The organism is Ramlibacter sp. PS3R-8 (assembly GCF_037572435.1).
In the GTDB taxonomy this organism is placed as follows: Bacteria; Pseudomonadota; Gammaproteobacteria; order Burkholderiales; family Burkholderiaceae_C; genus Ramlibacter.
Map to the genome: position 1 here is coordinate 13,287 of NZ_JBBHGT010000003.1, position 23,967 is coordinate 37,253.

A 23,967-nucleotide genomic window follows, 5' to 3' on the forward strand; every position below is an offset into this window, starting at 1 on the left:
CTCCTTGGGGGTTCGTTCAGGCGGCGCCGTGGCTCTCGACATACAAGGCGTACAGCGAATGGCAGCTTGCCATGTACAGGCGGTTGTTCTTGGGGCCGCCGAAGGTGAGGTTCGCGCAGCGTTCGGGCAGCCGGATGAAGGCGAGCGGCTTGCCTTGCGGATTGAAGACCATCACGCCGTCGAGGTCCTCGGAGCGTCCGCGCAACTGGAACACCTTGCGGTTGCCGACGTCGGTCGCCTCGGCCTGCAGCGCGCCGTTGCTGCCCCAGCCGCACCACAGGTTGCCGTCGCGGTCGACCTTGAAGCCGTCCAGCGCGCCCTGGTCGGCCGCGTCGATCAGCTTGGTCTTGTTCGACACCGTGTTGTCGGCGCCGACGTCATAGCTCCAGATGCTGCGGTTGGGCGTGCCGCGCCACTCCACCACGTACAGCTTCTTCTCGTCCGGCGAGAACGCCAGGCCGTTGGGGTTCACCAGGTCGGTGATGACGGCGCCGATGCGGCCATCCGACCCGATGCGGTAGACGTTGGTGGTGGCCTGGTCAGGCCGCGCGCGCGTGCCTTCCCACTCCCCGTTGATGCCGAACAGGGGGTCGGTGAACCAGATGCTGTCGTCCGACCTCGCCACGATGTCGTTCGGCGCGTTCAGCCGCTTGCCTTCGAACGCATCGGCCAGCACGGTGATGCGGCCGTCGCGCTCGGTGCGCGTCACGCGCCGCGTCACCGAGTGCTCGCAGGTGAGCAGGCGGCCCTGGCGGTCGCGGCGTTGCCGTTGGCGTAGTTCGCGTTCGCACGGAACACCGAGAACGCGTTGGTGCGCTCGTCGAACTTCATGATCCGGTTGTTCGGGATGTCGCTCACCAGCACATAGCCGCCCTCCGGGAAGTACACCGGCCCCTCGGCCCAGCGCATGCCCGTGGCCACCTGCTCCACCGTGCTGCTGTAAATGCGATAGCGCGCGAACGATGGATCCAGGATCAGGACGGAAGGGTCCGGATAGCGCTGGTTCGGCGTGAAGGGAAAGGCCTGCGCGAGGGCGTTGCCGCCCAGTGCGCCGAGCCCGGTGGCCGCGATCGCCTTGAGCAGGCTGCGGCGGGATGCTTCTTGTGGCATGGATGTCTCCTCCACGGTTTTCTTTGCGGCGGCCGGCCGCACGGGGGCCGGGTCGTGATCAGGCCTGGGTGTAGGCGGTCTTCACCGTGGTGTAGAACTCCGCCGCATAGCGTCCCTGCTCGCGCGGGCCATAGCTGGAGCCCTTGCGACCGCCGAACGGCACATGGTAGTCCACGCCTGCCGTCGGCAGGTTCACCATCACCATGCCGGCTTGCGAGTGGCGCTTGAAGTGCGTCGCGTGCTTGAGCGAGGTGGTGGCGATGCCGGCGGCCAGGCCGAATTCGGTGTCGTTGGCAAGCGCCAGCGCCTCCTCGTAATTCTTCGCGCGCAGCACGCTCACCACGGGGCCGAAGATCTCTTCCTTGTTGATGCGCATGGCGGGCGTGGTGTCCGCGAACAGCGCCGGCTTCAGGTAGTAGCCGGGCGCGCCGTCGGCGTTCTTCTGCATCGCATCGCCGCCGGCGACCAGGCGCGCTCCCTCGCTCTTGCCGATGGCGATGTATTCCAGGTCCTGCGCCAGCTGCTTCTCGTCCACGACGGGGCCGATCTCGGTGCCGGCCTTTCGGGCGTCGTCCACCTTCAGGGTGCGGATGCGCGCGGCCATCGCTTCGACGAAGCGGTCGTGGATGCCTTCGGTCACGATCAGGCGCGACGAGGCGGTGCAGCGCTGGCCGGTGGAGAAGAAGCCGCTGTTGATGGCGGCGTTCACGGCCACGTCGAGGTCGGCGTCGTCCAGCACCACCATCGGGTTCTTGCCGCCCATCTCGAGCTGGAACTTGGCCATGCGGGCGACGCAGGCTGCCGCGATGCGCTGGCCGGTGGCGACGGAGCCGGTGAAGCTGATGGCGTTGACGCGCTTGTCATCCAGCAGCACCTGCCCGACTTCCGAGCCTCGGCCCATCACCAGGTTGAACACGCCGGCCGGCAGGCCCGCGCGGTGCAGGATGTCGGCGATGGCCCAGGCGCTGCCCGGCACCAGGTCGGCAGGCTTCAGCACCACGGTGTTCCCGAAGGCCAGCGCCGGGGCGATCTTCCAGGCGGGAATCGCGATGGGAAAGTTCCAGGGCGTGATCAGGCCGACGACGCCGACGGGCTCGCGCGTGACTTCGACGCCGACACCCGGGCGCACGGAAGGCACCACTTCCCCGCCGACGCGCAGGGCCTCGCCGGCGAAGAACTTGAAGATGTTGCCCGCGCGGGCGACTTCGCCGATCGCTTCCGGCAGCGTCTTGCCTTCCTCGCGCGCGAGCAGGTCGCCCAGCTCGTTGCGGCGCGCCAGGATCTCCGCGCCCGCGGCATCGAGGATGTCGAAGCGCTGCTGCGGCGTGGAGACGCTCCAGGCGGCTTGTGCCTTGGCGGCGGCGCCGATCGCTGCGCGCGCCTGCCCGGCGTCCGCCTGCGCGTACTCACCCACGAGGTCGCGCGTGTCCGACGGGTTGATGTTGCGCGAGACGCGGGTCGCTTCGACCCACTCGCCGTTGATGAGGTTCTTGAACATTTGTTCGGTCTCCTTGAAAGACGACTCCCTCTCCCGCTTGGCGGGAGAGGGTCGGGGTGAGGGTGGTGGCGCGCATGCCCCTCACCCCGGCCCTCTCCCCAGAGGGGAGAGGGAGCAATGCATCACCGCACCAGGCACGGCCGCTTCGGATCGAACTTCCATCCCGGCACCAGGAACTGCATGGCGATCGCATCGTCGCGCGCGCCCAGGCCGTGCTGCTGGTACAGGGCGTTGGCTTTCGCCAGTTCCGCTTCGTCGATCTCGATGCCCAGGCCGGGCTTCTTCGGCACCTCGACGTAGCCGCCGCGAATCTGCAGCGGCGCCTTCGTCAGGCGCTGGCCGTCCTGCCAGATCCAGTGGGTGTCGATGGCGGTCACCTTGCCGGGCGCCGCGGCGCCGACGTGGGTGAACATCGCAAGCGAGATGTCGAAATGGTTGTTGGAATGCGAGCCCCAGGTCAGGCCCCAGTCGCGGCAGGTCTGGGCCACGCGCACCGAGCCGGCCATGGTCCAGAAGTGCGGGTCGGCCAGCGGGATGTCCACCGATTGCAGCGCGAGCGAATGGGCCAACTGGCGCCAGTCCGTCGCCACCATGTTGGTGGCCGTCGGCAAGCCGGTGGCGCGGCGGAACTCCGCCATCACTTCGCGTCCGGAGAAACCATCTTCGGCGCCGCAGGGGTCCTCCGCGTAGGCCACGATGCCCTGCATCTTCTTGCCCAGGCGAATGGCATCCTTGAGCAGCCAGCCGCCGTTCGGGTCCAGCGTGACGCGCGCTTGCGGAAAGCGCGCATGCAATGCGGTGACGGCTTCGACTTCCTCGTCGCCGCCCAGCACGCCGCCCTTCAACTTGAAGTCCTGGAAGCCGTAGCGCTTATGCGCGGCCTCGGCCAGCCGCACGATCGCCTCGGGCGTCATCGCTTCCTCGTGCCGCAGGCGCAGCCAGTCGTCCCGGGTGTCGGGCTCGGATGCGTACGGCAAGTTGGTTTTCTTGCGGTCGCCGACGTAGAACAGGTAGCCGAGCATCTGCACGGCTTCACGTTGCTGGCCTTCGCCGAGCAGCGCCGCCACCGGCACGCCCATGTGCTGGCCCTGCAGGTCCAGCAGCGCCGATTCGACGGCCGTGACCGCATGGATGGTCGTGCGCAGGTCGAAGGTCTGGTTGCCGCGACCGCCGGCATCGCGGTCGGCGAACTTCGCGCGCATGGCATTCAGGACCGCCTGCAGGTTGCCGATGCCCTGGCCTTCGACCAGCGGGCGGGCGTCCTCCAGCGTCTGGCGGATCTTCTCGCCGCCCGGCACTTCGCCCAGGCCGGTGTGGCCGGCGCTGTCGGTGACGAGGACGATGTTGCGGGTGAAGAAGGGCGCGTGCGCGCCGGAGAGGTTGAGCAGCATGCCGTCGCGTCCCGCCACGGGGACGACGCGCATGCTCTTGACGATGGGGGCGGTCATGAAGGAAAGGGAATCAGGTCACGGGAGCCGGGTTGAACAGCACCAGGGCGTTGTGCAGCTTCCATTGCTCGGCCCAGGTCTTCCTGCGGCCGCTGGCCACGTCGAGCATCAGGCGGAACAGTTGCCAGCCCACGTCCTCGATGGTGGCTTCGCCGTCGGCGATGACGCCGGCGTTCAGGTCCATCAGGTCGTGCCAGCGGCGCGCCAGGTCGCTGCGCGTGGCCACCTTGATCACCGGCACCTCGGCCAGGCCGTAAGGCGTGCCGCGGCCGGTGGTGAAGACGTGCAGGTTCATGCCGGCGGCCAGTTGCAGCGTGCCGCAGATGAAGTCGCTGGCCGGCGTGGCGGCGTAGAACAGGCCCTTGTGCGGCAGCTTCTCGCCGGGCGAAAGCACGCCGGAGATCGGCGCGCTGCCGGACTTGACGATCGAGCCCATCGCCTTCTCGACGATGTTCGACAGGCCGCCGGCCTTGTTGCCGGGCGTCGTGTTCGCGCTGCGGTCGACGCTGCCGCGCTGCAGGTACGCGTCGTACCAGGCCATCTCGCGCACGATGGCCTGCGCCACCTCGGGCGTGCTGGCGCGTGCGGTGAGCTGCGCGACGCCGTCGCGCACCTCGGTTGTTTCGGAAAACATGACGGTGGCGCCGGCGCGCACCAGCAGGTCGGTGCAATACCCCACGGCCGGATTGGCCGTGACGCCGGAGAAGGCGTCGCTGCCGCCGCACTGCACGCCGACCACCAGCTCGCTCGCCGGCACCGTCTCGCGGCGGCGCGCATTCAGCTTCTTCAGGTGCACTTCGGCCTGCCGCATGATGGACTCCACCATCGACATGAAGCCGACGTGGGCGTCGTCCTGCAGCCGCACGACGTCGAGCGCGGCGTTCCCTTCCTGGCGCTGGTCGATCAGCGGAATGGTGCCCGGAGGAAGCAGCCGCTCGGGCTGCAGCTTCTCGCAACCCAGGCTCACCACCATCACTTCGCCGCCGAAGTTGGGGTTCAGGCTGATGTTGCGCAGTGTGCGGATCGGCACCACCGCATCCGGCGCGTCGATCGCCACGCCGCAGCCGTAGCCGTGCTCCAGCGCGACGACGTCGTCGACGTTCGGATAGCGCGGCAGCAGTTCCTTGCGGATGCGCTCCAGGGCGAATTCGGTGACGCCCGCCACGCATTGCACCGTCTGCGTGATCGCCAGGATGTTGCGCGTGCCGACGCTGCCGTCGGCATTGCGGAAGCCCTCGAAGGTGTACCCCTCCAGCGGCTCCTGCGCGGCCGGCTTGACGGTGGCCATCGGCAGGCCTTCCAGGCCCGCCGCATCCGGCATCGCCAGCAGGCGCTCGTGCACCCAGCTGCCGGCGCGGATGTCCTTCAGCGCGCGGCCGATCACCACGTCGTAGCGCCGCACTTCGCTGCCGGACGGGATGTCGGCGAGCGCCACCTTGTGGCCTTGCGGCACCCGTTCGCGCAGCACCAGCCCATCCTCGAACGCGGCGCCCTCGGCCAGGCCGCCATCGTTGGCGACGATGGCCACGTTGTCCGCCTCGTGCATGCGGATGCGGCGGGGAGTCGAATTCATGGCGACCTGCTGCAGTTCAATCGGCCGTGATCTTGCGCGTTTCGATCAGGTTCTTCCACTTGGCGAATTCGACGGCCTGGAAACGCGCAAACTCATCCGGCGTGTTGGCCACGATCTCGAAGCCCTGGGCCAGCAGCTTTTCCTTGACGGCCGGGTCGTTCAGCGCCGCCTTGATCTCGGCCTGCAGCTTGGCCTTGACGTCGGCCGGCAAGCCCTTCGGGCCGGCCACGGCCTGCCAGGACTGCACCTCGGCGCCCTTGACGCCTTGCTCCTGCAGCGTCGGGACGTCGGGCAGCAGCGGGTTGCGCTTCTCCGAGGAAATGGCCAGCGCGCGCACCTTGCCCGCCTTGATGTGCTGGATGATGCTGTTGATGTTGACGAACGCGGAGTCCACCTGGCCGCCGAGCAGGTCGTTGATGGCCGGGCCGCCGCCCTTGTACGGGATGTGCAGGCCCGTGGTGTTGGTCTGCTGCCAGAACAGCTCGGCGGACAGGTGGTCGGAGGAACCGTTGCCCGACGATGCGAAGCTCACCTTGCCCGGGTTCTTCTTCAGGCCGTCGAGCATTTCGGCGACGTTCTTGTAGGGTGAATTGGCGGGAACCACCAGCACGTTGGGCGCCTGCACGGCCACCGTGATCGGGTCCAGGTCCTTCAGCGCGTCGTACTGCACGCCCTTGATCAGGTGCGGCGCGATCACGAACGGGCCGAGCGAGGACACGAACAAGGTGTAGCCGTCGGCGGGCGCGCGCTTGACGAACGCCGCGCCGATGGTGCCGGTGGCGCCGGCCTTGTTGTCGACGATGAAGCTCTGGCCCAGCTTCTCCTGCAGCTTCTGTCCGATCACGCGGGCGATGGCGTCGGTGGAGCCGCCGGGCGGGAAGGGCACGACCAGCGTCACGGTCTTCTCGGGGTAGGCAGCGAGGGCGGTCACGGCGGACACGGCGATCGCCAGTCCCATCAGCGTCTTCTTGATCATGGTGTGGTCTCCTTGGGTCTGGCTTATTGCGGGCCGAGCTTGCGGATCAGCGCGGCGAGTTCTTCCACTTCCTGCGGCTTCAGGTCCGACAGTGGCGGGCGCACCGGGCCGGCCGACTTGCCGACGATGGTGGCGCCGGCCTTGACGATGGACACGGCGTAGCCCTCGCCCTTGGCGCGGATGGCCAGGTAAGGAAGGAAGAATTCGTCGATCAGGCGGCCCGTGGTGGCGGTGTCGCCGGCCCAGTAGGCGTTGTAGAACTCCATCGCCGTGCGCGGGATGAAGTTGAAGATGGCCGACGAATACGTGGGTACGCCGAGTGCCTTGTAGGCGTGGGCATAGACCTCGTGCGTCGGCATGCCGCCGATCATGGCGAAGCGGTCGCCGAGCTTCTGGCGGATGGAGACCATGCGCTCGATGTCGCCGGTGCCGTCCTTGAAGCCGATCAGGTTGGGGCAGCGCTCGGCCAGCTTCAGCAGCGATTCCGCGGTCAGGCGGGTCGCGCCGCGGTTGTAGACGACCACGCCGATCTTCACGCTCTTGCAGACCGCTTCGACGTGCAGCACCAGTCCGTCCTGCGTGGCTTCGGTCAGGTAGTGCGGCAGCAGCAGCACGCCCTGCGCGCCATTGCGTTCCGCTTCCTGCGCGTACTTGATGGCCAGGGTGGTGCCGCCGCCGGCGCCGCCGACGATGGGCACGCGGCCCTTGCACGTCTGGGCGGCGACCTTGATCACCTGGCCGTACTCCTGCGGCTCGAGCGAGAAGAACTCACCGGTGCCGCCGGCGGCGAACAGCACGGTGGCGCCATAAGGCATCAGCCATTCAAGGCGGTCCGCGTAACCCTTGGGCTCGAAGCGCAATTGGCTATCGAAATCGGTCAGGGGGAAGGAGAGCAGGCCGGAGGAGAGGGCCTTTTTCAGTTCGGAGGGGGACATGGTGATTCCGGTCGAAGAGATAGGACATCATACAACCGACGGAATAGCGGTGCAACCGCGACCGTCGTCCCCGCGAAGGCGGGGATCCAGAAACTGCGCGCTCTGCGCAGCCTTTACCGCTGCTCGGCCAGCCGCTTGCGGCGCTCCCGGCTGTTCGCCAGGTGCGTGCGCATGGCCGCGCGCGCGGCCTCCGGATCCTGGCGCGAGATCGCGTCCACGATGTTCTCGTGCTCGGCGTTCACGCGCCGAAGGTAGGCCTGGCGCTCCGGCGTCAGCGGCCCGGGTTCGAGCCGGGCGCGCGGGATCATCATTCCGCCCAGCGTCGCCATCAAGTCCACGAAGTGATGGTTCTGGGTGGCCTTGGCGATCTCCAGGTGGAACTGGAAGTCCGGCCCGACGGCGTCGCGCCCTTCTTCGAGGGCGGAGATGAAGGCCTGCAGCGCATGGCGCAGGGTGGCCAGGTTCTCCGGCGTACGGCGGCTGGCTGCCAGGGCGGCGCTTTCCGTCTCCACGCCGATGCGCAGTTCCAGCACGGCGATGACGTCCTGCAGGGTCCCCAGCTTGTCGGGCGTGATGCGGAAAGTGGTGGCGTCTCCCATGCCGACCACGAAGGTGCCCACGCCGTGGCGCGTGGCCACCAGGCCGGCGGCCTGCAGGCGCGAGATCGCCTCGCGCACGACGGTGCGGCTGACGCCGAACTCCTCCATGATGGCCGCCTCGGTCGGCAGCTTCTCGCCCGGCGCCAGCGAGCCGTCGCGCACGCGCCCGCCCAGGGTGTCGACCAGGTCATGGGCCAGTCCGCGGGGACGGCGACGGACCACTTCATTCATCGGGTAAACCCTCTCTTGCCGGCGAGGTCGCCGTAGCCATACTTGTACGACGACTGATAACGGATGACAAGCTTTTTCGGCGCACTGTAGCAGGCCGCCCCCCCAAGGACGAAATGAAAACAGCCCCTTCCGCGGCCCTCGGCCGGCTCCTGTTGACCGGCGCCGCCGGCGCCCTCGGCCGCCAGTTGCGCCCGCGCCTGCTTCCCCATTGCACCTTGCTGCGCGTCAGCGACGTCGCCGCCATGGAAGCCGCCAATTCGGGTGAAGAGGTGGTGCAGGCCGCGCTGGAAGACAAGGCCGCCATCCACGCGTTGTTGAAGGGAATCGATGCGGTCGTCCACCTGGGCGGCATTTCCACCGAGCAGGCCTTCGACCCCGTCCTGCAGGCCAACATCATCGGCGTCTACAACCTGTACGAGGCCGCGCGCCAGCACGGCGTCAAGCGCATCGTCTTCGCCAGCTCCAACCACGTCACCGGCTTCTACCGGCAGGACGAGGTGATCGACGCCACCATGCCGGTGCGGCCGGACGGCTATTACGGCGTGTCCAAGGCTTTCGGCGAGAACCTGTCGCGCTTCTACTTCGACCGCTACTGCATCGAAACGGTCTGCCTGCGCATCGGCTCCTCCTTCCCCGAACCGAAGGACCGCCGGATGCTGGCCACCTGGCTCAGCTACGACGACCTCGAGCGCTTGGTGATTGCCAGCTTGACCGCGCCCGTGGTCGGCCACAGCATCGTCTACGGCATGTCCGGCAACACGACGACCTGGTGGGACAACACCCCAGCGCGCCACATCGGCTTTCGCCCGCAGGACAGTTCCGAACCGTACCGCGCGGCGCGCGAGGCGGCGCAACCCACGCTGGACCTGCAGGATCCGGCGGTCCTGCTGCAGGGCGGCGCCTATGTGCGCATGGGCCCTTTCGAATAACGCCGCAAGGCAAACCGTGAACCCCAAGGAGACAAGCATGCAGAAACGACGTCACATCATCCGGATCGCCGCAGCCGCGGCCATGGCCGGCGCGGCCTGGTCCGCCGCCGCGCAGGGCACCATCACGCTCAAGGCCTCCGACGTGCACCCGGCCGGCTACCCGAACGTGGTCGCGGTGGAGAACCTGGGCAAGAAGCTCGAGGCGGCAACCAAGGGCCATATCAAGCTGCAGATGTTCCCCGGCGGCGTGCTGGGCAGCGAGAAGGAGGTGGTGGAGCAGACCCAGGTGGGCGCCATCCAGATCGCGCGCATCTCGCTGGGGGTGCTCGGCCCCGTGGTGCCGGACGTCAACGTGTTCAACATGCCCTTCGTCTTCCGCGACGAGGCGCACATGCGCAAGGTCATCGATGGCCCGATCGGCGCCGAGATCCTGGAGAAGATCACCAACAGCCCGGCCCGCCTGGTGGCCCTGGGCTACATGGACTCCGGCTCCCGCAGCCTGTACACCAAGAAGCCGGTGCGCAAGCCCGAGGACCTGAAGGGCCAGAAGATCCGCATGATGGGCAACCCGCTGTTCGTCGACACCATGAACGCGATGGGCGGCAACGGCATTTCCATGGGCCACACCGAGGTGTACGGTGCGCTCCAGACAGGCATCCTCGACGGCGCCGAGAACAACCCGCCCACGCTGTTCACCTCCAACCAGTACACGACCGTCAAATACTACACGCAGACCAATCACCTGATCATCCCCGAGATCTTCGTGATGTCCAAGGTGACCTGGGACAAGCTGTCGAAGGACGAGCAGGCCCTGGTGATGAAGTTCTCGCGCGAGGCGCAGATGGAGCAGCGCGCGCTGTGGGACAAGAGCGTCGCGGAATACACCCAGAAGCTCAAGGCCGCCGGCATCGAGTTCATCAACACCGACACCAAGCCCTTCTATGACGCGACGGCGCCGGTCCGCGCGAAGTACGGCGCGCAGTTCGCCAGCCTGATGCAACGCATCAACGACGTCAAGTAACGCTCCGCGCAACGCCCACGCCGCCTGCACCCCGCAGGCGGCTTTTTTTCACGGAACCGCCATGATCCATCCCGTCGCTCGCCTCCTTGACGCGCTGTACCTCGCGTGCATCTGGGTTTCCGGCATCGCGCTGCTGGTGATGTGCACCATCATCCCCATCGGCGTGGTCGCCCGCTACGTGTTCGGGCACGGCGCGCAGTGGCCCGAGCCCATCGCCATCCTGATGATGGTGGTGTTCACCTTTTTCGGCGCCGCCGCCGCGTATCGCGCCGGGGCGCACATCGCGGTGCAGATGCTCACCGACCGGCTGCCGCGGTCGTTGCAACGCAGTTGCGCGTGGTTCGTCCACGCGGCGATGCTGCTGGTCAGCGGCTTCGTCGTGATCTGGGGCGCCAAGCTGGTGCAGGCAATGATGGGCCAGACCATCAGCGAACTGCCGTGGCTGCCGGTCGGTGTCACCTACCTTGCGCTGCCGCTCGGCAGCCTGCTGACGGTCATCTTCGTGCTGGAACACATGGTGTTCGGTTCGCAGCACGCGCGGCCGATCTGCACCTTCGACCATGAAGCCGGCGTCGCCGAGGAGGCCATCTGATGGATACGCTCGTCCTGCTCGGAAGCTTCTTCCTGTTGATGATCGTCGGCGTTCCGGTCGCCTATTCCCTGGGGTTGGCGGCGCTCGCCGGCGCGCTCTGGATGGAGCTGCCGCTGGACGCGGTGATGATCCAGATCGCCTCGGGCGTCAACAAGTTCTCCCTGCTGGCCATCCCCTTCTTCGTGCTGGCCGGCGCGATCATGGCCGAAGGCGGCATGTCGCGACGGCTGGTGGCATTCGCCGCGGTGTTCGTGGGATTCATCCGCGGCGGGCTGTCGCTCGTGAACATCCTGGCGTCCACCTTCTTCGGCGCGATTTCCGGATCATCGGTGGCGGACACGGCGTCGATCGGCTCGGTACTGATTCCGGAGATGGAGCGCAAGGGCTATCCGCGCGACTTCGCCACCGCCGTCACGGTGAGCGGCTCGGTGCAGGCCATCCTGATCCCGCCCAGCCACAACGCGGTGATCTACTCGCTGGCGGCGGGCGGCGGCGTCTCTATCGGCGCGCTGTTCATGGCGGGAGTGATGCCGGGGCTGCTGCTGGGCCTGACCCTGGCGATCCTGTGCCTGTTCATCGCGAAGAAGCGCAACTTCCCCAAGGGCGAGGTCATCCCCCTGAAGCAGGCGGTGCGCATCAGCATCGACGCGCTCTGGGGCCTGGCCACGATCATCATCATCCTGGGCGGCATCTTGAGCGGCGTATTCACCGCCACCGAGTCGGCGTCGATCGCGGTGGTGTGGGCCTTCTTCGTCACGATGTTCATCTACCGCGACTACAAGTGGCGCGATCTGCCCAGGCTGGTGCACCGCACGGTCAAGACGGTCTCGATCGTGATGATCCTGATCGGCTTCGCGGCGGCTTTCGGCTACCTGATGACGCTGATGCAGATCCCGTTGAAGGTGACGGCCTTCTTCTCGACGCTGTCCGACAACCGCTACGTCATCCTGATGATGATCAACGTGCTGCTGCTGGCGCTGGGCACGCTGATGGACATGGCGCCGCTGATCCTGATCCTCACGCCGATCCTGCTGCCCATGGTGGTCAAGCTGGGCGTTGATCCGGTGCACTTCGGCATGATCATGATGGTGAACCTGGGCATCGGGCTGCTCACGCCCCCGGTCGGCGCCGTGCTGTTCGTGGGAGCGGCGGTGGCCAAGCTGAAGATCGAGGCGGTGGTGAAGGCGCTTTATCCCTTCTTTGGCGCGATGCTGCTGGTGCTGATGCTGGTGACGTACGTGCCCGCCATTTCGCTGTGGCTGCCCAACCTGATGTTCAAGTGAGCACGGCCATCAAGCCGCGCGTGCTGCTGACCCACGGGGAGACGGCGCGCCGCTACTATTACGGGGCCGCGCCGCTTGCCGCGTTGCAGGCCATCGCGCAGGTGCGGCTGAATCCGGGCGAGGCGCCCCTGCTCGGCGACGCGCTCGTCGAGGCCGCGCGCGACTGCCAGGTGATCATCAGCGACCGGCAGGCGGCCGCGCCCGCCACGCTGTTCGCGCAGTTGCCGGGCCTGGCCGTTTTCCAGCGCTGCGCCGTGGACGTCCGCAACGTCGACGTGCCCGCAGCCAGTGCGGCCGGCGTGCTGGTGACGCATGCCAGTCCGGGCTTCGCCAATTCAGTCGCCGAGTGGATCGTCGGGGCGATGGTCTCGCTGTCCCGCCACCAGGCGGATGCGGTGCATGCCTATCGCACCGGCGTGCCACCCGAGGTGCGCATGGGCCGCGAGCTGCGTGGTGCGACGCTCGGCATCATCGGCTACGGTGTCATCGGCCGCAGGCTGGGCGAGCTGGGCGCGGCGCTGGGGATGCGCGTCGTGGTGAGCGATCCCTTTGCCAAGGCGGTGGACGCGCCGGCCACGCTGCTGGCGCTGGATGAGTTGTTGCCGCAGGCCGACCACGTGGCGTGCCTGGCACCTGCGAACGCGCAAACCGAGAACCTGATGAATGCCGGCCGCTTCGCCGCGATGAAGCAGGATGCCTGCTTCATCAATGCATCGCGCGGCGAGCTGGTCGACGAGGCCGCGCTGTTGCGGGCGCTGGACGGCGGTCGCCTGGCCGGCTGCGCCATGGATGTCGGCCGCGCTCCCGACCAGATGCCGTCGCCCGCGCTGGCGCGCCATCCGAAGGTGCTGGCCACGCCCCACATCGCCGGGCTCACGCCCGAGGCAGCAGAACACCAGTCGCACGAAACCGTGGCACAGTTGACCGAACTGCTGGCGGGCCGCATGCCCGTCGGCGCGCTCAACCCGGGGCAGGCGACGCGCCTGCACCTTCTTCCTGCAGCCTGAGGTGACCGGATGAATGTCCCAGACAGCGCCAATGCGCGCTTCGAGCCGAGCTCGCGGTACCCCGACCCGCGCATCGAGGTGCTCGACGACCGCTTCCTGAAGCTGCGCCTGTTCAGTGCATCGGTCGAGCGCCTCGCCACGGGATTGCGCTGGGCCGAGGGGCCGGTGTGGTTCGGCGATGGCCGCTACCTGCTGGTGTCCGACATCCCCAACAACCGGATCGTGCGCTGGGACGAAGCCTCGGGCGCGGTGAGCGACTTTCGCGCGCCATCGAACAACGGCAACGGCAACTTCCGTGACCGGCAGGGACGGCTGCTCACCTGCGAGCACCTGACGCGACGCGTCACGCGCACCGAATACGACGGCAGCATCACGGTGCTGGCGGACCGGTACGACGGCAAGCGGCTGAACTCGCCGAACGACATCGTCTGCACGCGTGACGGATCCGTCTGGTTCACGGACCCGAGCTTCGGCATCTCCGGCTACTGGGAGGGCGAGCCGGCGCAAGCGGAATTGCCGCACGCGGTGTACCGCATCGGTGCGGACGGAAAGCTGCAACAGGCGATCACGGACCTGCAGGCCCCGAACGGCCTGGCCTTCTCACCCGACGAAAAGATCCTGTACGTGGTGGAGAGCCGCGCGGTGCCGCATCGCCGCATCTGGGCCTATGACCATGCGGCCGATGGCAAGCTGTCGAACAAGCGGGTGGCCGCCGATGCCAACGGGCCGGGCGCTTTCGACGGCTTCCGCGTCGACGTCGAGGGCAATCTCTGGTGCGGCTTCGGCAGCAACGGATCGGCAGGCGCGGATCTCGAGGCCCTGGACGGCGTGCGCGTCTTCGCGCCGGACGGCTCCGCCATCGCGCACATCCACCTGCCGGAGCGCTGCGCCAACGTCTGCTTCGGCGGCAGGCACCGCAACCGCCTGTTCATGGCGGCGAGCCATTCGATCTATGCGCTGTATGTGAACACGCAGGGATGTGCGTGACGTGTCGGGGTGCGCTTCGCGCAACCCGACCTACGAGTTGCTATGCGTTGTATTTGAACACGCAGGGGTGTGCGTGACGTGTTGTCGGGGTGCGCTGCGCGCAACCCGACCTACCGGTCTCTCTTCGTAGGTCGGGTTGCGCGCCAGCGCACCCCGACATTCACAGGGCGAGTTCCGCCAGCTTGAGCGCCCCCTCGAAACTTCGCGCCACTGCGATGAACACGTTGGTGTGGCAAAACAGTGCGTCGAAGACCCCGCTCGCCTGCACCAACTGCGCATCGCGCAAGCCGGCCCACGCCCGCGGCAGGTCGCGCCGGGCTTCGAACGACTCGGCTTTCACCGGCACCGTCCGCAGCACGTAACGCCCGCCCTGGTCGTCGCGCTCCGGGTACAGCACGAACAGCACGTCCGGCATCTCGTCCAGCACCACCCGGGTCCACGGCATGCCGCCCTCGGCCAGGTGCAGCACGCGGCCGTCCAACAGGCGCGGCGCCGCGCGCACGCGGTCGGCGGCCAGCTCCTGGCCCACGCGCCGCAGCACCAGGCGCTGCAGGAAACGCTGCACCAGCGCCATCGCCTCGCGGAACCGTTCCAGTTGCAGCGCGCCTTGCTGGTCGACGGAAAGGCCCTGGTCCTCGAGCCAGGTGCTGTTCAGGGCGGCGACGTGGCTGGACAGGCCGAAGACGCCGGGCGCGACCATGGCCACACCGGTGTCCACCATGTCGAGGTAGCGCACCAGCGATGCGTCGAGGTCGGCTGCGATGGCCTCCACGGCCGCGGGAGCGAGCGTCGCGTTCAACCCCGTGGCGACCTGCCGCACGTACGCCGTTCCGAATTCACGCCAGACCAGGCCGGCGCTGGCATAGCCTTCGCCACCCGGGCGGGCGCCCTCGAAGCCGCGCTGGTGATGGTCGAAGCGGCCGCGCGCGGCATCCCATTCGCCGCCGACGTCCACCGCGAAGTCGGCCTGGGCGATCGCGGCCGTGTCGCGTGTGCGAGTGAGCGAATGATCAGGATGCAGGGCGGCCAGCACCGCGACGCCGAACACGTCGTCGGCGTGGAAGGACCCGCTGTGGGTGACGATGCTGCGGGTCACGAGAGCAGGTCGAGCAGGGTGCGGGCGACGACCTTGGTGGCACGCCGCAGGTCTTCCAGATGCAGGCGCTCGTCGGCGCGCTTGGCGTTCGACTCCAGCACCGTCCGCGGACCGGCCCCGTAGATCACGGCCGGCACGCCCGCTTCGCCATAGAGACGCGCGTCGGTGTACAGCGGCGTGCCCATCGCCGGGATCTCCTGGCCGAACAGCTCGCGTCCATGCTTCTGGATCGCGGCCACCAGCGGCTGGTTGCCGGGCAGCGGCTGCAATGGCCGGGCCAGCAGCATGCGCCGGATCTCCACGGTGATGCCGGGGCAGCCGGCCGCCGCATCGGCGATCACCTTGCGGATCGTCGCCTCCACATCCACCGGGTTCTCTTCCGGGATCATGCGGCGGTCCAGCTTGAAGACGACCTTGCCCGGGACCACGTTGGTGTTGGTGCCGCCTTCGATGCGGCCCACGTTCAGGTACGGGTGCGTGATGCCGGCGACGCGCGAGGTGACCTGCCGGTACATGTCGTTCTGGCCGTACAGCACGTTGAGGATGCGCACCGCACCCTGCAACGCGTCCACGCCGGTGGACGGGATGGCGGCGTGCGCCATCTTGCCGTTGACCGTCACTTCCAGCTGCAGGCAGCCGTTGTGCGCGGTCACCACCTCGTAGCTGAAGCCGGCGGCGATCACCAGGTCCGGCTTCGTCAGTTTCTTTTTCAGCAGCCAGCCCGGGCCGAGCTCGCCGCCGAATTCCTCGTCGTAGGTGAAGTGCAGTTCGACGTTGCCCTTCAACCTGGCCTGCAGCGATTCGAGCGCGCGCACGGCAAAGGTGAAGCTGGCGAAGTCGCTCTTGCTCACCGCCGCGGCACGGCCGTAGAGCATGCCGTCTTCCACGGCGCCGCCATACGGGTCACGGGTCCAGCCTTCGCCGGGCGGAACGACGTCGCCGTGCGCGTTCAGGGCGATGGTGCGGCCCGGCGCGTAGTGGCGCCGCACGACCACGTTGGTGATGGATTGCAGCCCTTGCGCCTGCACTTCGTCCTGCGGCACGGGGTACTTTTCCGCGTGCATGCCGAAGGCCTTGAGCAGGTCCACGGTGCGATCCGCATGCGGCGTGTTGTTGCCCGGCGGCGTGTCGGTGGGCACCCGCACCAGCTCCTGCAGGAAGCGCACTTCCTCGTCGAAGTGCGCGTCGACCCAGGCGTCCAGTTTTTCGTAATCGCTCATCGTTCGTTTTCCAAGTCGCTCGCCAGGTCCTGCAGCAGGTGGCGGAAGGCCTCGACCAGCAACTGCATGTCGTCGCTGGTGGTGGACTCCAGGGGGTTGTGGCTGATGCCCGCGTTCTGGCCGCGCACGAACAGCATCGCCTGCGGCATCACCTCGTGCAGCTTCATGGCGTCGTGGCCGGCGCCGCTGGTCATGCGATGCGGCGGCACGCCGAGCGCCTGCACCGCGCGTTCCCAGCGGGCCTGCCAGGCCGGTGCGCTGGGTGCGGCGGCGGCGCGCATGGTTTCCTCGATCGAGAAGCGCACGCCGCGCCGCTGGCAGATCTCCTCGAGCTTTGCCAGCACGTCGGCCACCATCGCGTCGCGCTGCGGATCGGTGGGGGCGCGCAGGTCCAGCGTGAAGATGCAACGGCCGGGGATGACGTTGGTCGATCCGTTCGGCACCTCCAGGATGCCGATCGTGCCCACCGAGTCGCCATCCCGCACGGCGCGCTGCTCGACGAACAGCGCCAGTTCGGCCACCGCCACGGCGGCGTCGCGCCGGCTGTTCATCGGCGTCGTGCCGGCATGGCTGGCCATGCCGGTCACTTCGCACAGGTACCGCACGCCGCCGTTGATGGACGTGACGACGCCCAGCGGGATGTCGAGCGCGTTGAGCACGGGGCCCTGCTCGATGTGCACTTCCACGAAGCCCAGGTAGCGGGCGGGGTCGCGTCGCAGCGTTGCGATCGCTTCCACCGACGCCGGCAGGCCCGCGTGGCGCATCGCTTCGCGCATCGTGATGCCCTGGGCGTCCTTCTGCTCCAGCCAGGCCGGGTTGAAGTGCCCGATCAAGGCGCCGGAACCGAGGAAGGTGGCCTTGTAGCGCTGTCCTTCCTCCTCGGCGAACCCGACGACCTCGATGCCGAAGGGCAGGCGCGTGCCGGCGCGCGAGAGCTCGCGCACGCACGCCATCGGCGTGAAGATGCCCAGGCGGCCGTCATACTTGCCGCCGTTGCGCACCGTGTCGTAGTGCGAGCCGGTCAAGAGGGTCCTCGCATCGGCGGATGCTCCCCGATACCGCCCCACCACATTGCCCACCGCGTCGATCTCCACCTCGTCGAACCCGCACTCCCGCATGTCCGCCGCGATCTGCTTCGCCGCGGCGCGATGCGCGTCGGTGAGGTACGTCACCGTCAGCTGGCCCTTCTCGGCATAGCCGGGGTCGCTGTGCTGCGCCAGCTGTTCCTGCCAGTCCCAGACCAGGTTGCCGAGCGCGGGCTCGCTGCCGAGCTTGTCGTTCAGGCGGATCTCCGCGATGCGGTGGATGTTGCGCAGCGCCTCGGCGCGCTCGAACTCCGGATGGTTGTCCAGGCGGCGGGCGAAGGTATCGATGATCTGCCGGCGCGGCAAACCCGTGCCGCGCGGCCCGCGCACGGCCAGGATGAAGGGGAAGCCGAACTTGGCGTTGTAGTCGGCGTTGAGCTGCTGGATGCGCGCGAACTCGTCGGGCGAGCACTGCGTCAGGCCCGCCTTGGCCTGCTCGTTGGTCGATTCGGCCGTGAGCGTTTTCGCCACCATGGCCTTGCCGGCGAGCTCCGGGTGGGCACGGATGAGTGCCAGTTGCCGGTCTTGCGGCGCGTGGCGCACGATGTCCGCCATCACCTGCTTCAAGTGGGCGGGCGATTGGAACGGCCGCTGCTCCACCGCCTGCCGTGCAATCCAGGGCGAATGTTCGTACACGCCGTCCAGCAGTTGTGCCGCATCGGCCACGGACGCCGCGTTGATCTGTTCGATGGTGATGGGCATGTCAGGCCTGTTGGTAAGGATGCACCTGTTTCCAGTGGCGGGCGATGTCGAGGCGGCGGCAGACCCACACGCGATCGTGCCGCGCGACATGGTCCAGGAAGCGCTGCAGCGCGGTGATGCGCCCCGGCCGGCCGAGCAGGCGGCAGTGCATCCCGATGCTCATCATCTTCGGCGATTCGTCGCCCTCGGCGTACAGCACGTCGAAAGTGTCCTTCATGTACTGGAAGAACGGGTCGGCGTGCGAGTAGCCCTGCGGCAGCGCGAAGCGCATGTCGTTGCAGTCCAGCGTGTACGGCACGATCAACTGCGGCGTGGTGCCGCCGTCCGTCTTGCGCACCTTCATCCAGAACGGCAGGTCGTCGCCGTAGTAGTCGCTGTCGTATTCGAAGCCGCCGTAGTCGGCCACCAGCCGGCGCGTGTTGGGACTGTCGCGCCCCGTGTACCAGCCCAGCGGCCGCTGGCCGGTCATCTTCTCGATGACCTGCATGGCCAGGCGCATGTGCTCGCGCTCGGTGCTCTCGTCCACGTGCTGGTAGTGAATCCATTTCCAGCCATGGCACGCGATTTCATGGCCGAGCGCCACGAAGGCCTGCGTCACGTCGGGGCAGCGTTGAAGCGCCATGCCGACGCCGAACACGGTCAGCGGCAGCCCGCGCTGCTCGAATTCGCGCAGCAGGCGCCACACGCCGGCGCGCGAGCCGTACTCGTAGATGCCCTCCATGCTCATGTGCCGGTCGGCAAAGGCGGGCGGGTTGAACATCTCGGACAGAAACTGCTCGGACCCGGCATCGCCGTGCAGCACCGAGTTCTCGCCTCCTTCCTCGTAGTTCAGCACGAACTGCACCGCGACCCGCGCGTTGCCGGGCCATTGCGCGTGCGGCGGGTTGCGGCCATAGCCGGCCAGGTCGCGCGGGTACGCCTTGGTGCTGTCGTAGGTGGATGTCATGCGAGGACCGGCGAAATGAAGCTTGAACTGTATACACTGCGGCGGACAATCCAAGCGGAGATCCCATGGGCCTGAGCACCCACGTCCTCGACACGATGCACGGCACGCCGGCCGCGGGCATGACCGTCGAGCTTCATGCCATGGGTGGTGCCGCGCCGGTGCAGGTCAAGAGGTTCGTGCTGAATGCGGACGGCCGCAACCCCGACGGTCCGCTGTTCGACAATGCCAGCCTGAAGACGGGCACCTACCGGCTGGTGTTCGACGTGGCAGCTTACTTCCGCTCGCGCGGCGTGGACCTGCCGCAGCCGCCGTTCCTCGACCGGGTGACGCTCGACTTCGGCATCGCGCACGCCGACCAGCACTATCACGTCCCCTTGCTGGTCAGTCCGTGGAGTTATTCGACGTATCGGGGGTCTTGAAAAAGAAACGGCGGGGTCGCTGTCGCGAACCCGCCCTACAGGTCACGGCCCTCGTCGTAGGGCGGGTTCGCGAAGCGACCCCGCCATGGACTCAGTCCTGCCCCTCGGTCAGCGTATCCAGCTGGAACCTGCCGCTCTTGTGCCACAGCCAGGTGTCGGTGTAGACCACCTTGCCCATCTTCGCCGGCGCGGGGAATGGAGCCGCGGCACGCACCGTCTTCTCGATTTCCTTCATGACTTCCGGCGCGTGGTTCGGTGCGCGCATCCAGCTCACATTGCGGACCTGGCCGTGTTCGTCCACCTCCACCTGCAACACGCCGATGGCGTACAGCAGCGGCGGCATGCGGCCCTTGTAGATGCGTTCCTTGTTCAGGGCGTAGAGGTGGCTGGCCGCATCGGAGCGATAGGCGCGCGGGTTGGTGGCGTTCGACGTCTTGATCACCATGGTGGGAGCGGGTTTCGGTGCGGCCTTGGGTGCGGCCGCGACGACTGCGGGCGCCTGGGGCGCGGGCAGGTGCGGCCTGGCCACGGGCTCCTGCGGCGGCGACGTGGAACTGCAGGCGGCAAGCAAGGCGACGGCGCCGAGCAGCGCGGTCGTCGCGGAATACAGAGACGGGCGATACTTCATGTTGAATCCTCCTCCGTTGGCGGAAAAAAACGCCGGCGAATCCTCGGACGACCCGCCCCTCGATGATGACCCGGGTTACCGGACCGACCGCTTCCCCTGGAGGCCTTGCACTGTAAACAATATGCTGCCCGTCAAGGAAATCACGACCAAACTGGCCACCGCGGATGCGGTGTTGGTGCGGGTCGACGCATCCAAAGGCAGTGTGCCGCGCGAGCAGGGCGCCTGGATGGCAGTGTTCCCGGACGGAGTGATTGGCACGATAGGCGGCGGTCACCTGGAGTTGTCGGCAATCCACGAAGCGCGCGGCCGCCTGTCCGGGACGAGCGGCGATCCGGTCGTGCGTTATCCATTGGGCCCCTCCCTCGGCCAGTGCTGCGGCGGCGTCGTGCACCTGCGTTTCGAGCGCATCGGCGCCGCCGATGCCGCGGGGCTGCCGGAGAAATTGCGTTCCCGGCATGCCCCCGTGGCGCTGTTCGGAGGCGGCCACGTCGGCCGGGCGCTGGTGACCGTGCTGGGCACGCTGCCGGTCGAAGTGACTTGGGTGGACAGCCGCGACGAGATCTTTCCGGCGCAGGTTCCCGAGAACGTGCGGTGCGAACATTCCGATCCGGTGCAGGCGGCGGTGGCGGACCTCGCGCCGCATTCGCGCGTGCTGATCATGAGTTTCAGCCACGCCGAGGACCTGGACGTCGTGGCCGCATGCCTGACGCGCTTGCGCGAACGCGGCGACCTCCCCTACGTCGGCCTGATCGGGAGCAAGACCAAATGGGCGACGTTCCGGCACCGGCTGGAAGAGCGCGGCTTTCGCAAGCAGGAGCTGGCGCAGGTGACCTGCCCGATCGGCGTGCCTGGCGTGCGCGGCAAGGAGCCCGAAGTCATCGCCATCGCGGTGGCGGCGCAACTGCTGCAGGCCCCACTGCCATGAGCGCTCCAGGCGATACACTCCCGTCCACAGGTCGCAGCGGCGCACATCGGCGCGGCCCTTTTCTGCTCAGAGCGCCCGCAGTGGTGAGCAGGTCCCGCGGATAGACGGCACCATGGAAAGCTATCTTCTCGACTGGGCCAACCTGTTGCTGCGTTGGTTGCACGTGATCACCGCGATAGCGTGGATCGGCTCTTCCTTCTACTTCGTCTTCCTGGACAGCAGCCTCACGCCCGCGGCGGACCCGAAGCTGCGCGAAGAAGGCGTGACGGGCGAGCTGTGGGCCGTGCACGGCGGCGGCTTCTACCACCCGGTGAAATACGGGCTGGCGCCGCCCGCGCTGCCGCCGCACCTGCACTGGTTCTACTGGGAGGCCTATTCCACCTGGTTGTCCGGATTCGCGCTGTTCACGGTGTCGTACCTGTGGAACGCCGGCACCTACCTGGTCGACCGGTCGCTGATGAACTGGTCGCCGGGCGCGGCGGTCTCGGTGGCGCTGTCTTTCCTGGTGGTGTTCTGGATCCTGTACGACGCGATCTGCCAGTTGTTCGGGCAGCGCAGGAACGGGGACGCGATCGTCGGCGCGCTCGTGCTGGGGCTGGTCTGCGCGGCGTCCTGGCTGGCCTGCCACTGGTTCGCCGGACGCGCCGCATTCCTGCTGGTGGGCGCGATGGTCGCCACCGCGATGAGCGCCAACGTGTTCTTCTGGATCATTCCGGGCCAGCGCAAGGTGGTGAAATCCATCGAGGCAGGCGAGCCGCCGGACCCGGTGCACGGCTGGCGCGGCAAGCAGCGCAGCGTGCACAACACCTACTTCACGCTGCCGGTGGTGTTCGCGATGCTGTCCAACCACTACGGCTTCCTCTACACGCACCCGCACAACTGGGTGGTGCTGGTGCTGATGATGTTTGCGGGCGCCGCGATCCGGCAGTTCTTCGTGCTGCGCCACGGCTGGAAGCTGGGCCGCAACCGGCACCCAGCGCCTTACGCCGCCGTGGGAGTGGCGGTGATCGCAGCCACGCTGGCCTGGCTGGCCCCCGACACCAGCGCGGCGGCCCGGGTGGCCTCGGCCCCGGCCGACTACCCCGCCTTGCAGAAGGTGCTCGAGCAGCGCTGCTACCAATGCCATGGGGCGCAAGTGCAGATGAAGAACGTGCGCCTCGATTCGCCGGCCGCCGTAAAGCAGCACGCACAGGCCGTGTTCCAGCAATCCGTCGTCGCCAGGACCATGCCGCTCAACAACGCGACGCAAATCACCGATGCGGAGCGGGCACTGATCGGCCGCTGGTTCGAGGGCGGCGCGAAGGTGGATTGAGTTGGCACAATCGCGCATGGCCGCGCCCGACCCCCGCACCCAGCCCCGCGCTTTCCTGGAGCACTTGTACCGCGCGGCCGTGCACCGTGCGCTGCCGCTGCACAACACCCAACAGTTCCTGCCGCCGCCGCCGCGCGGCCGCACGCTGGTGCTGGGCGCCGGCAAGGCCGGCGGTGCGATGGCGCAGGCGGTCGAGGCCCTGTGGCCGCAGGACGCGCCACTGTCGGGCCTGGTCGTCACGCGTTACCACCACACGCCCCCGCGTCCTGCCGGGGTGCCCGAACGAATCGAAGTGGTCGAGGCTTCGCATCCGGTTCCCGATGCCGCGGGGCTGCGCGCCGCCGAGCGCATCCTGGAACTGGCGCAGGGCATGACGCCGGACGACCTGGTCCTCTGCCTGATTTCGGGCGGCGGTTCGGCGTTGCTCACGCTCCCGGCGGAGGGCCTGGGGCTGCAGGAAAAGCAGCGCATCAACCGCGAGCTGCTGGACTCCGGCGCCAACATCACCGAGATGAACTGCGTGCGCAAGCACCTGTCACGCATCAAGGGCGGGCGGCTGGCCGCGGCTTGCGCGCCCGCGCAAGTGGTCACCCTCACCATCAGCGACGTCCCCGGCGACGACCCGTCGGTCATCGCCAGTGGTCCGACGGTGGCGGACGCCACCACCTGCGCGGACGCGGTCGCGATCCTTCGCCGCTATGCGATCGAAGTGCCGCCGCCCATCATGCAGTTGCTGCAGCAGGGCGTGCTCGAGACGCCCAAGCCGGGCGATCCGATGTTTGCCGGACACCAGCTGCACATGATCGCGACGCCGCAGCAGTCGCTGGAAGCCGCAGCCGTGGCGGCACGCGCCGCCGGGCTGGATGCGCACATCCTCAGCGACGAGATGGAAGGCGAGTCGCGCGAGGTCGGCAAGGTGCACGCGGCGCTGGCCCGCGCGGTGGCCTTGCGCGGCCAGCCCTTCCGCCGTCCCTGCGTCATCCTGTCCGGCGGCGAGACCACCGTGACGGTGCGCAAGCAGGCCGAGGGCACGTCGCGGGGTCGCGGGGGCCGGGCGGGCGAGTTCTGCCTCGGCCTGGCGCAGGCCCTGCAGGGGCAGCAGGGCGTGTGGGCGCTGGCGGCTGACACCGACGGCATCGACGGCATGGAAGACAACGCCGGCGCGTTCGTCGGGCCCGACACCTTGCAGCGGGCGGTTGCGCAAGGCATGAAGGTCGACGCCTTCCTGTCGCGCAACGATGCGTATGGCTATTTCAGCGCGCTCGGGGATCTGGTCGTGACGGGGCCGACGCACACCAACGTGAATGATTTCCGGGCGATGCTGGTGTTGTGACCGGGTGTCGGGGTGCGGCGTTCGCCGCAACCCGACCTACGGAACGCATCGCAGGCCGGGTTGCGCGCGAAGCCGCACCCCGGTCAAGTCGCAGGCCGGGTTGCGCGCGAAG

At 67.9% G+C, this 23,967-nt stretch carries 21 protein-coding genes and 1 pseudogene; 10 read left to right on the forward strand and 12 right to left on the reverse strand.

Features of this window, described 5'->3' with window-relative positions:
- Positions 1 to 16 precede the first annotated feature (16 nt).
- The 7 genes and pseudogenes from WG902_RS11455 to WG902_RS11485 form a co-directional block, all read right to left on the reverse strand.
- Positions 17 to 1,110 (reverse strand): annotated as a pseudogene (locus tag WG902_RS11455) (SMP-30/gluconolactonase/LRE family protein).
- Between the two features lie 58 nt (positions 1,111 to 1,168).
- Positions 1,169 to 2,608, reverse strand: coding sequence for an aldehyde dehydrogenase family protein (locus WG902_RS11460; protein WP_340060212.1), 1,440 nt, complete (start codon positions 2,606 to 2,608; stop codon positions 1,169 to 1,171).
- 122 nt (positions 2,609 to 2,730) lie between these two features.
- Entirely contained in the window at positions 2,731 to 4,056 is a 1,326-nt protein-coding gene (gudD, locus tag WG902_RS11465) for a glucarate dehydratase (RefSeq protein WP_340060213.1), read from the reverse strand.
- A 13-nt stretch (positions 4,057 to 4,069) separates the two neighbouring features.
- Entirely contained in the window at positions 4,070 to 5,629 is a 1,560-nt protein-coding gene (gene garD / locus WG902_RS11470; protein WP_340060214.1) for a galactarate dehydratase, read from the reverse strand.
- A gap of 16 nt (positions 5,630 to 5,645) precedes the next feature.
- Positions 5,646 to 6,602, reverse strand: coding sequence for a Bug family tripartite tricarboxylate transporter substrate binding protein (locus WG902_RS11475; protein ID WP_445263692.1), 957 nt, complete (start codon positions 6,600 to 6,602; stop codon positions 5,646 to 5,648).
- 26 nt (positions 6,603 to 6,628) lie between these two features.
- On the reverse strand, positions 6,629 to 7,540 hold the full coding sequence (gene kdgD / locus WG902_RS11480; RefSeq protein ID WP_340060216.1) for a 5-dehydro-4-deoxyglucarate dehydratase: 912 nt from the start codon (positions 7,538 to 7,540) through the stop codon (positions 6,629 to 6,631).
- A gap of 113 nt (positions 7,541 to 7,653) precedes the next feature.
- Positions 7,654 to 8,370: a FadR/GntR family transcriptional regulator gene (locus tag WG902_RS11485; protein WP_340060217.1), complete on the reverse strand. Its 717-nt coding sequence runs from the start codon at positions 8,368 to 8,370 to the stop codon at positions 7,654 to 7,656.
- 113 nt (positions 8,371 to 8,483) lie between these two features.
- Between WG902_RS11485 and WG902_RS11490 the strand changes: the two genes are divergently transcribed.
- The 6 genes from WG902_RS11490 to WG902_RS11515 all read left to right on the forward strand — a co-directional run bounded on the left by WG902_RS11490 (position 8,484) and on the right by WG902_RS11515 (position 14,189).
- The gene (locus tag WG902_RS11490) at positions 8,484 to 9,299 is read left to right on the forward strand and encodes an NAD-dependent epimerase/dehydratase family protein (protein WP_340060219.1); all 816 of its coding nucleotides are present in this window, start codon (positions 8,484 to 8,486) and stop codon (positions 9,297 to 9,299) included.
- A gap of 37 nt (positions 9,300 to 9,336) precedes the next feature.
- On the forward strand, positions 9,337 to 10,320 hold the full coding sequence (locus WG902_RS11495; protein WP_340060220.1) for a TRAP transporter substrate-binding protein: 984 nt from the start codon (positions 9,337 to 9,339) through the stop codon (positions 10,318 to 10,320).
- A 61-nt stretch (positions 10,321 to 10,381) separates the two neighbouring features.
- Positions 10,382 to 10,912, forward strand: a complete 531-nt coding sequence (locus WG902_RS11500; protein WP_340060221.1) for a TRAP transporter small permease — start codon at positions 10,382 to 10,384, stop codon at positions 10,910 to 10,912.
- Positions 10,912 to 12,195, forward strand: a complete 1,284-nt coding sequence (locus WG902_RS11505; protein WP_340060222.1) for a TRAP transporter large permease — start codon at positions 10,912 to 10,914, stop codon at positions 12,193 to 12,195. Before WG902_RS11500 ends, WG902_RS11505 begins: the two co-directional genes overlap by 1 nt.
- Positions 12,192 to 13,202, forward strand: a complete 1,011-nt coding sequence (locus WG902_RS11510; RefSeq protein ID WP_340060223.1) for an NAD(P)-dependent oxidoreductase — start codon at positions 12,192 to 12,194, stop codon at positions 13,200 to 13,202. The genes WG902_RS11505 and WG902_RS11510 overlap by 4 nt, the downstream gene beginning before the upstream one ends.
- Positions 13,203 to 13,211: 9 nt before the next feature.
- Complete coding sequence (locus WG902_RS11515; RefSeq protein WP_340060224.1) at positions 13,212 to 14,189, forward strand: SMP-30/gluconolactonase/LRE family protein; 978 nt, start codon at positions 13,212 to 13,214, stop codon at positions 14,187 to 14,189.
- Positions 14,190 to 14,349: 160 nt separating this feature from the next.
- On the opposite strand, the gene WG902_RS11520 is transcribed toward WG902_RS11515, so the two are convergent.
- The 4 genes from WG902_RS11520 to puuE are packed head-to-tail and all read right to left on the reverse strand — an operon-like array spanning position 14,350 to position 19,238.
- Positions 14,350 to 15,285 carry an MYG1 family protein gene (locus WG902_RS11520; RefSeq protein ID WP_340060225.1) on the reverse strand — a complete coding sequence of 312 codons (936 nt, stop codon included), beginning with the start codon at positions 15,283 to 15,285 and terminating at the stop codon, positions 14,350 to 14,352.
- Positions 15,282 to 16,505, reverse strand: coding sequence for a M20 family metallopeptidase (locus tag WG902_RS11525; protein WP_340060226.1), 1,224 nt, complete (start codon positions 16,503 to 16,505; stop codon positions 15,282 to 15,284). The genes WG902_RS11520 and WG902_RS11525 overlap by 4 nt, the downstream gene beginning before the upstream one ends.
- Positions 16,502 to 18,292 (reverse strand): 2-oxo-4-hydroxy-4-carboxy-5-ureidoimidazoline decarboxylase, encoded by a 1,791-nt coding sequence (uraD, locus tag WG902_RS11530; RefSeq protein ID WP_340060227.1) that lies wholly within the window; start codon positions 18,290 to 18,292, stop codon positions 16,502 to 16,504. The genes WG902_RS11525 and uraD overlap by 4 nt, the downstream gene beginning before the upstream one ends.
- Before the next feature lies 1 nt (position 18,293).
- Positions 18,294 to 19,238, reverse strand: coding sequence for an allantoinase PuuE (puuE, locus tag WG902_RS11535; RefSeq protein ID WP_340060228.1), 945 nt, complete (start codon positions 19,236 to 19,238; stop codon positions 18,294 to 18,296).
- A 65-nt stretch (positions 19,239 to 19,303) separates the two neighbouring features.
- Here puuE and uraH point away from each other — a divergent pair, with 65 nt between their 5' ends.
- The gene (gene uraH / locus WG902_RS11540) at positions 19,304 to 19,657 is read left to right on the forward strand and encodes a hydroxyisourate hydrolase (RefSeq protein WP_340060229.1); all 354 of its coding nucleotides are present in this window, start codon (positions 19,304 to 19,306) and stop codon (positions 19,655 to 19,657) included.
- 91 nt (positions 19,658 to 19,748) lie between these two features.
- Here the strand turns inward: uraH and WG902_RS11545 are convergent, their stop codons facing one another.
- Positions 19,749 to 20,285 carry a hypothetical protein gene (locus WG902_RS11545; protein ID WP_340060230.1) on the reverse strand — a complete coding sequence of 179 codons (537 nt, stop codon included), beginning with the start codon at positions 20,283 to 20,285 and terminating at the stop codon, positions 19,749 to 19,751.
- 121 nt (positions 20,286 to 20,406) lie between these two features.
- Between WG902_RS11545 and xdhC the strand changes: the two genes are divergently transcribed.
- From xdhC to WG902_RS11560, 3 genes are all read left to right on the forward strand, one after another.
- Positions 20,407 to 21,210 carry a xanthine dehydrogenase accessory protein XdhC gene (gene xdhC, locus WG902_RS11550; RefSeq protein WP_340060231.1) on the forward strand — a complete coding sequence of 268 codons (804 nt, stop codon included), beginning with the start codon at positions 20,407 to 20,409 and terminating at the stop codon, positions 21,208 to 21,210.
- A 112-nt stretch (positions 21,211 to 21,322) separates the two neighbouring features.
- Positions 21,323 to 22,522, forward strand: coding sequence for a urate hydroxylase PuuD (locus WG902_RS11555; protein WP_340060232.1), 1,200 nt, complete (start codon positions 21,323 to 21,325; stop codon positions 22,520 to 22,522).
- A 16-nt stretch (positions 22,523 to 22,538) separates the two neighbouring features.
- Positions 22,539 to 23,855, forward strand: coding sequence for a glycerate kinase type-2 family protein (locus WG902_RS11560; protein WP_340060233.1), 1,317 nt, complete (start codon positions 22,539 to 22,541; stop codon positions 23,853 to 23,855).
- Positions 23,856 to 23,967 lie beyond the last annotated feature (112 nt).

Bases quoted from the DNA above. Each gene is read 5' to 3' on its own strand.
- WG902_RS11460 (WP_340060212.1), bottom strand. From the start codon at position 2,608: ATGTTCAAGAACCTCATCAACGGCGAGTGGGTCGAAGCGACCCGCGTC.
- gudD (WP_340060213.1), bottom strand. From the start codon at position 4,056: ATGACCGCCCCCATCGTCAAGAGCATGCGCGTCGTCCCCGTGGCGGGA.
- garD (WP_340060214.1), bottom strand. From the start codon at position 5,629: ATGAATTCGACTCCCCGCCGCATCCGCATGCACGAGGCGGACAACGTG.
- kdgD (WP_340060216.1), bottom strand. From the start codon at position 7,540: ATGTCCCCCTCCGAACTGAAAAAGGCCCTCTCCTCCGGCCTGCTCTCC.
- WG902_RS11485 (WP_340060217.1), bottom strand. From the start codon at position 8,370: ATGAATGAAGTGGTCCGTCGCCGTCCCCGCGGACTGGCCCATGACCTG.
- WG902_RS11490 (WP_340060219.1), top strand. From the start codon at position 8,484: ATGAAAACAGCCCCTTCCGCGGCCCTCGGCCGGCTCCTGTTGACCGGC.
- WG902_RS11495 (WP_340060220.1), top strand. From the start codon at position 9,337: ATGCAGAAACGACGTCACATCATCCGGATCGCCGCAGCCGCGGCCATG.
- WG902_RS11500 (WP_340060221.1), top strand. From the start codon at position 10,382: ATGATCCATCCCGTCGCTCGCCTCCTTGACGCGCTGTACCTCGCGTGC.
- WG902_RS11505 (WP_340060222.1), top strand. From the start codon at position 10,912: ATGGATACGCTCGTCCTGCTCGGAAGCTTCTTCCTGTTGATGATCGTC.
- WG902_RS11515 (WP_340060224.1), top strand. From the start codon at position 13,212: ATGAATGTCCCAGACAGCGCCAATGCGCGCTTCGAGCCGAGCTCGCGG.
- WG902_RS11525 (WP_340060226.1), bottom strand. From the start codon at position 16,505: ATGAGCGATTACGAAAAACTGGACGCCTGGGTCGACGCGCACTTCGAC.
- uraD (WP_340060227.1), bottom strand. From the start codon at position 18,292: ATGCCCATCACCATCGAACAGATCAACGCGGCGTCCGTGGCCGATGCG.
- puuE (WP_340060228.1), bottom strand. From the start codon at position 19,238: ATGACATCCACCTACGACAGCACCAAGGCGTACCCGCGCGACCTGGCC.
- uraH (WP_340060229.1), top strand. From the start codon at position 19,304: ATGGGCCTGAGCACCCACGTCCTCGACACGATGCACGGCACGCCGGCC.
- WG902_RS11545 (WP_340060230.1), bottom strand. From the start codon at position 20,285: ATGAAGTATCGCCCGTCTCTGTATTCCGCGACGACCGCGCTGCTCGGC.
- xdhC (WP_340060231.1), top strand. From the start codon at position 20,407: ATGCTGCCCGTCAAGGAAATCACGACCAAACTGGCCACCGCGGATGCG.
- WG902_RS11555 (WP_340060232.1), top strand. From the start codon at position 21,323: ATGGAAAGCTATCTTCTCGACTGGGCCAACCTGTTGCTGCGTTGGTTG.
- WG902_RS11560 (WP_340060233.1), top strand. From the start codon at position 22,539: ATGGCCGCGCCCGACCCCCGCACCCAGCCCCGCGCTTTCCTGGAGCAC.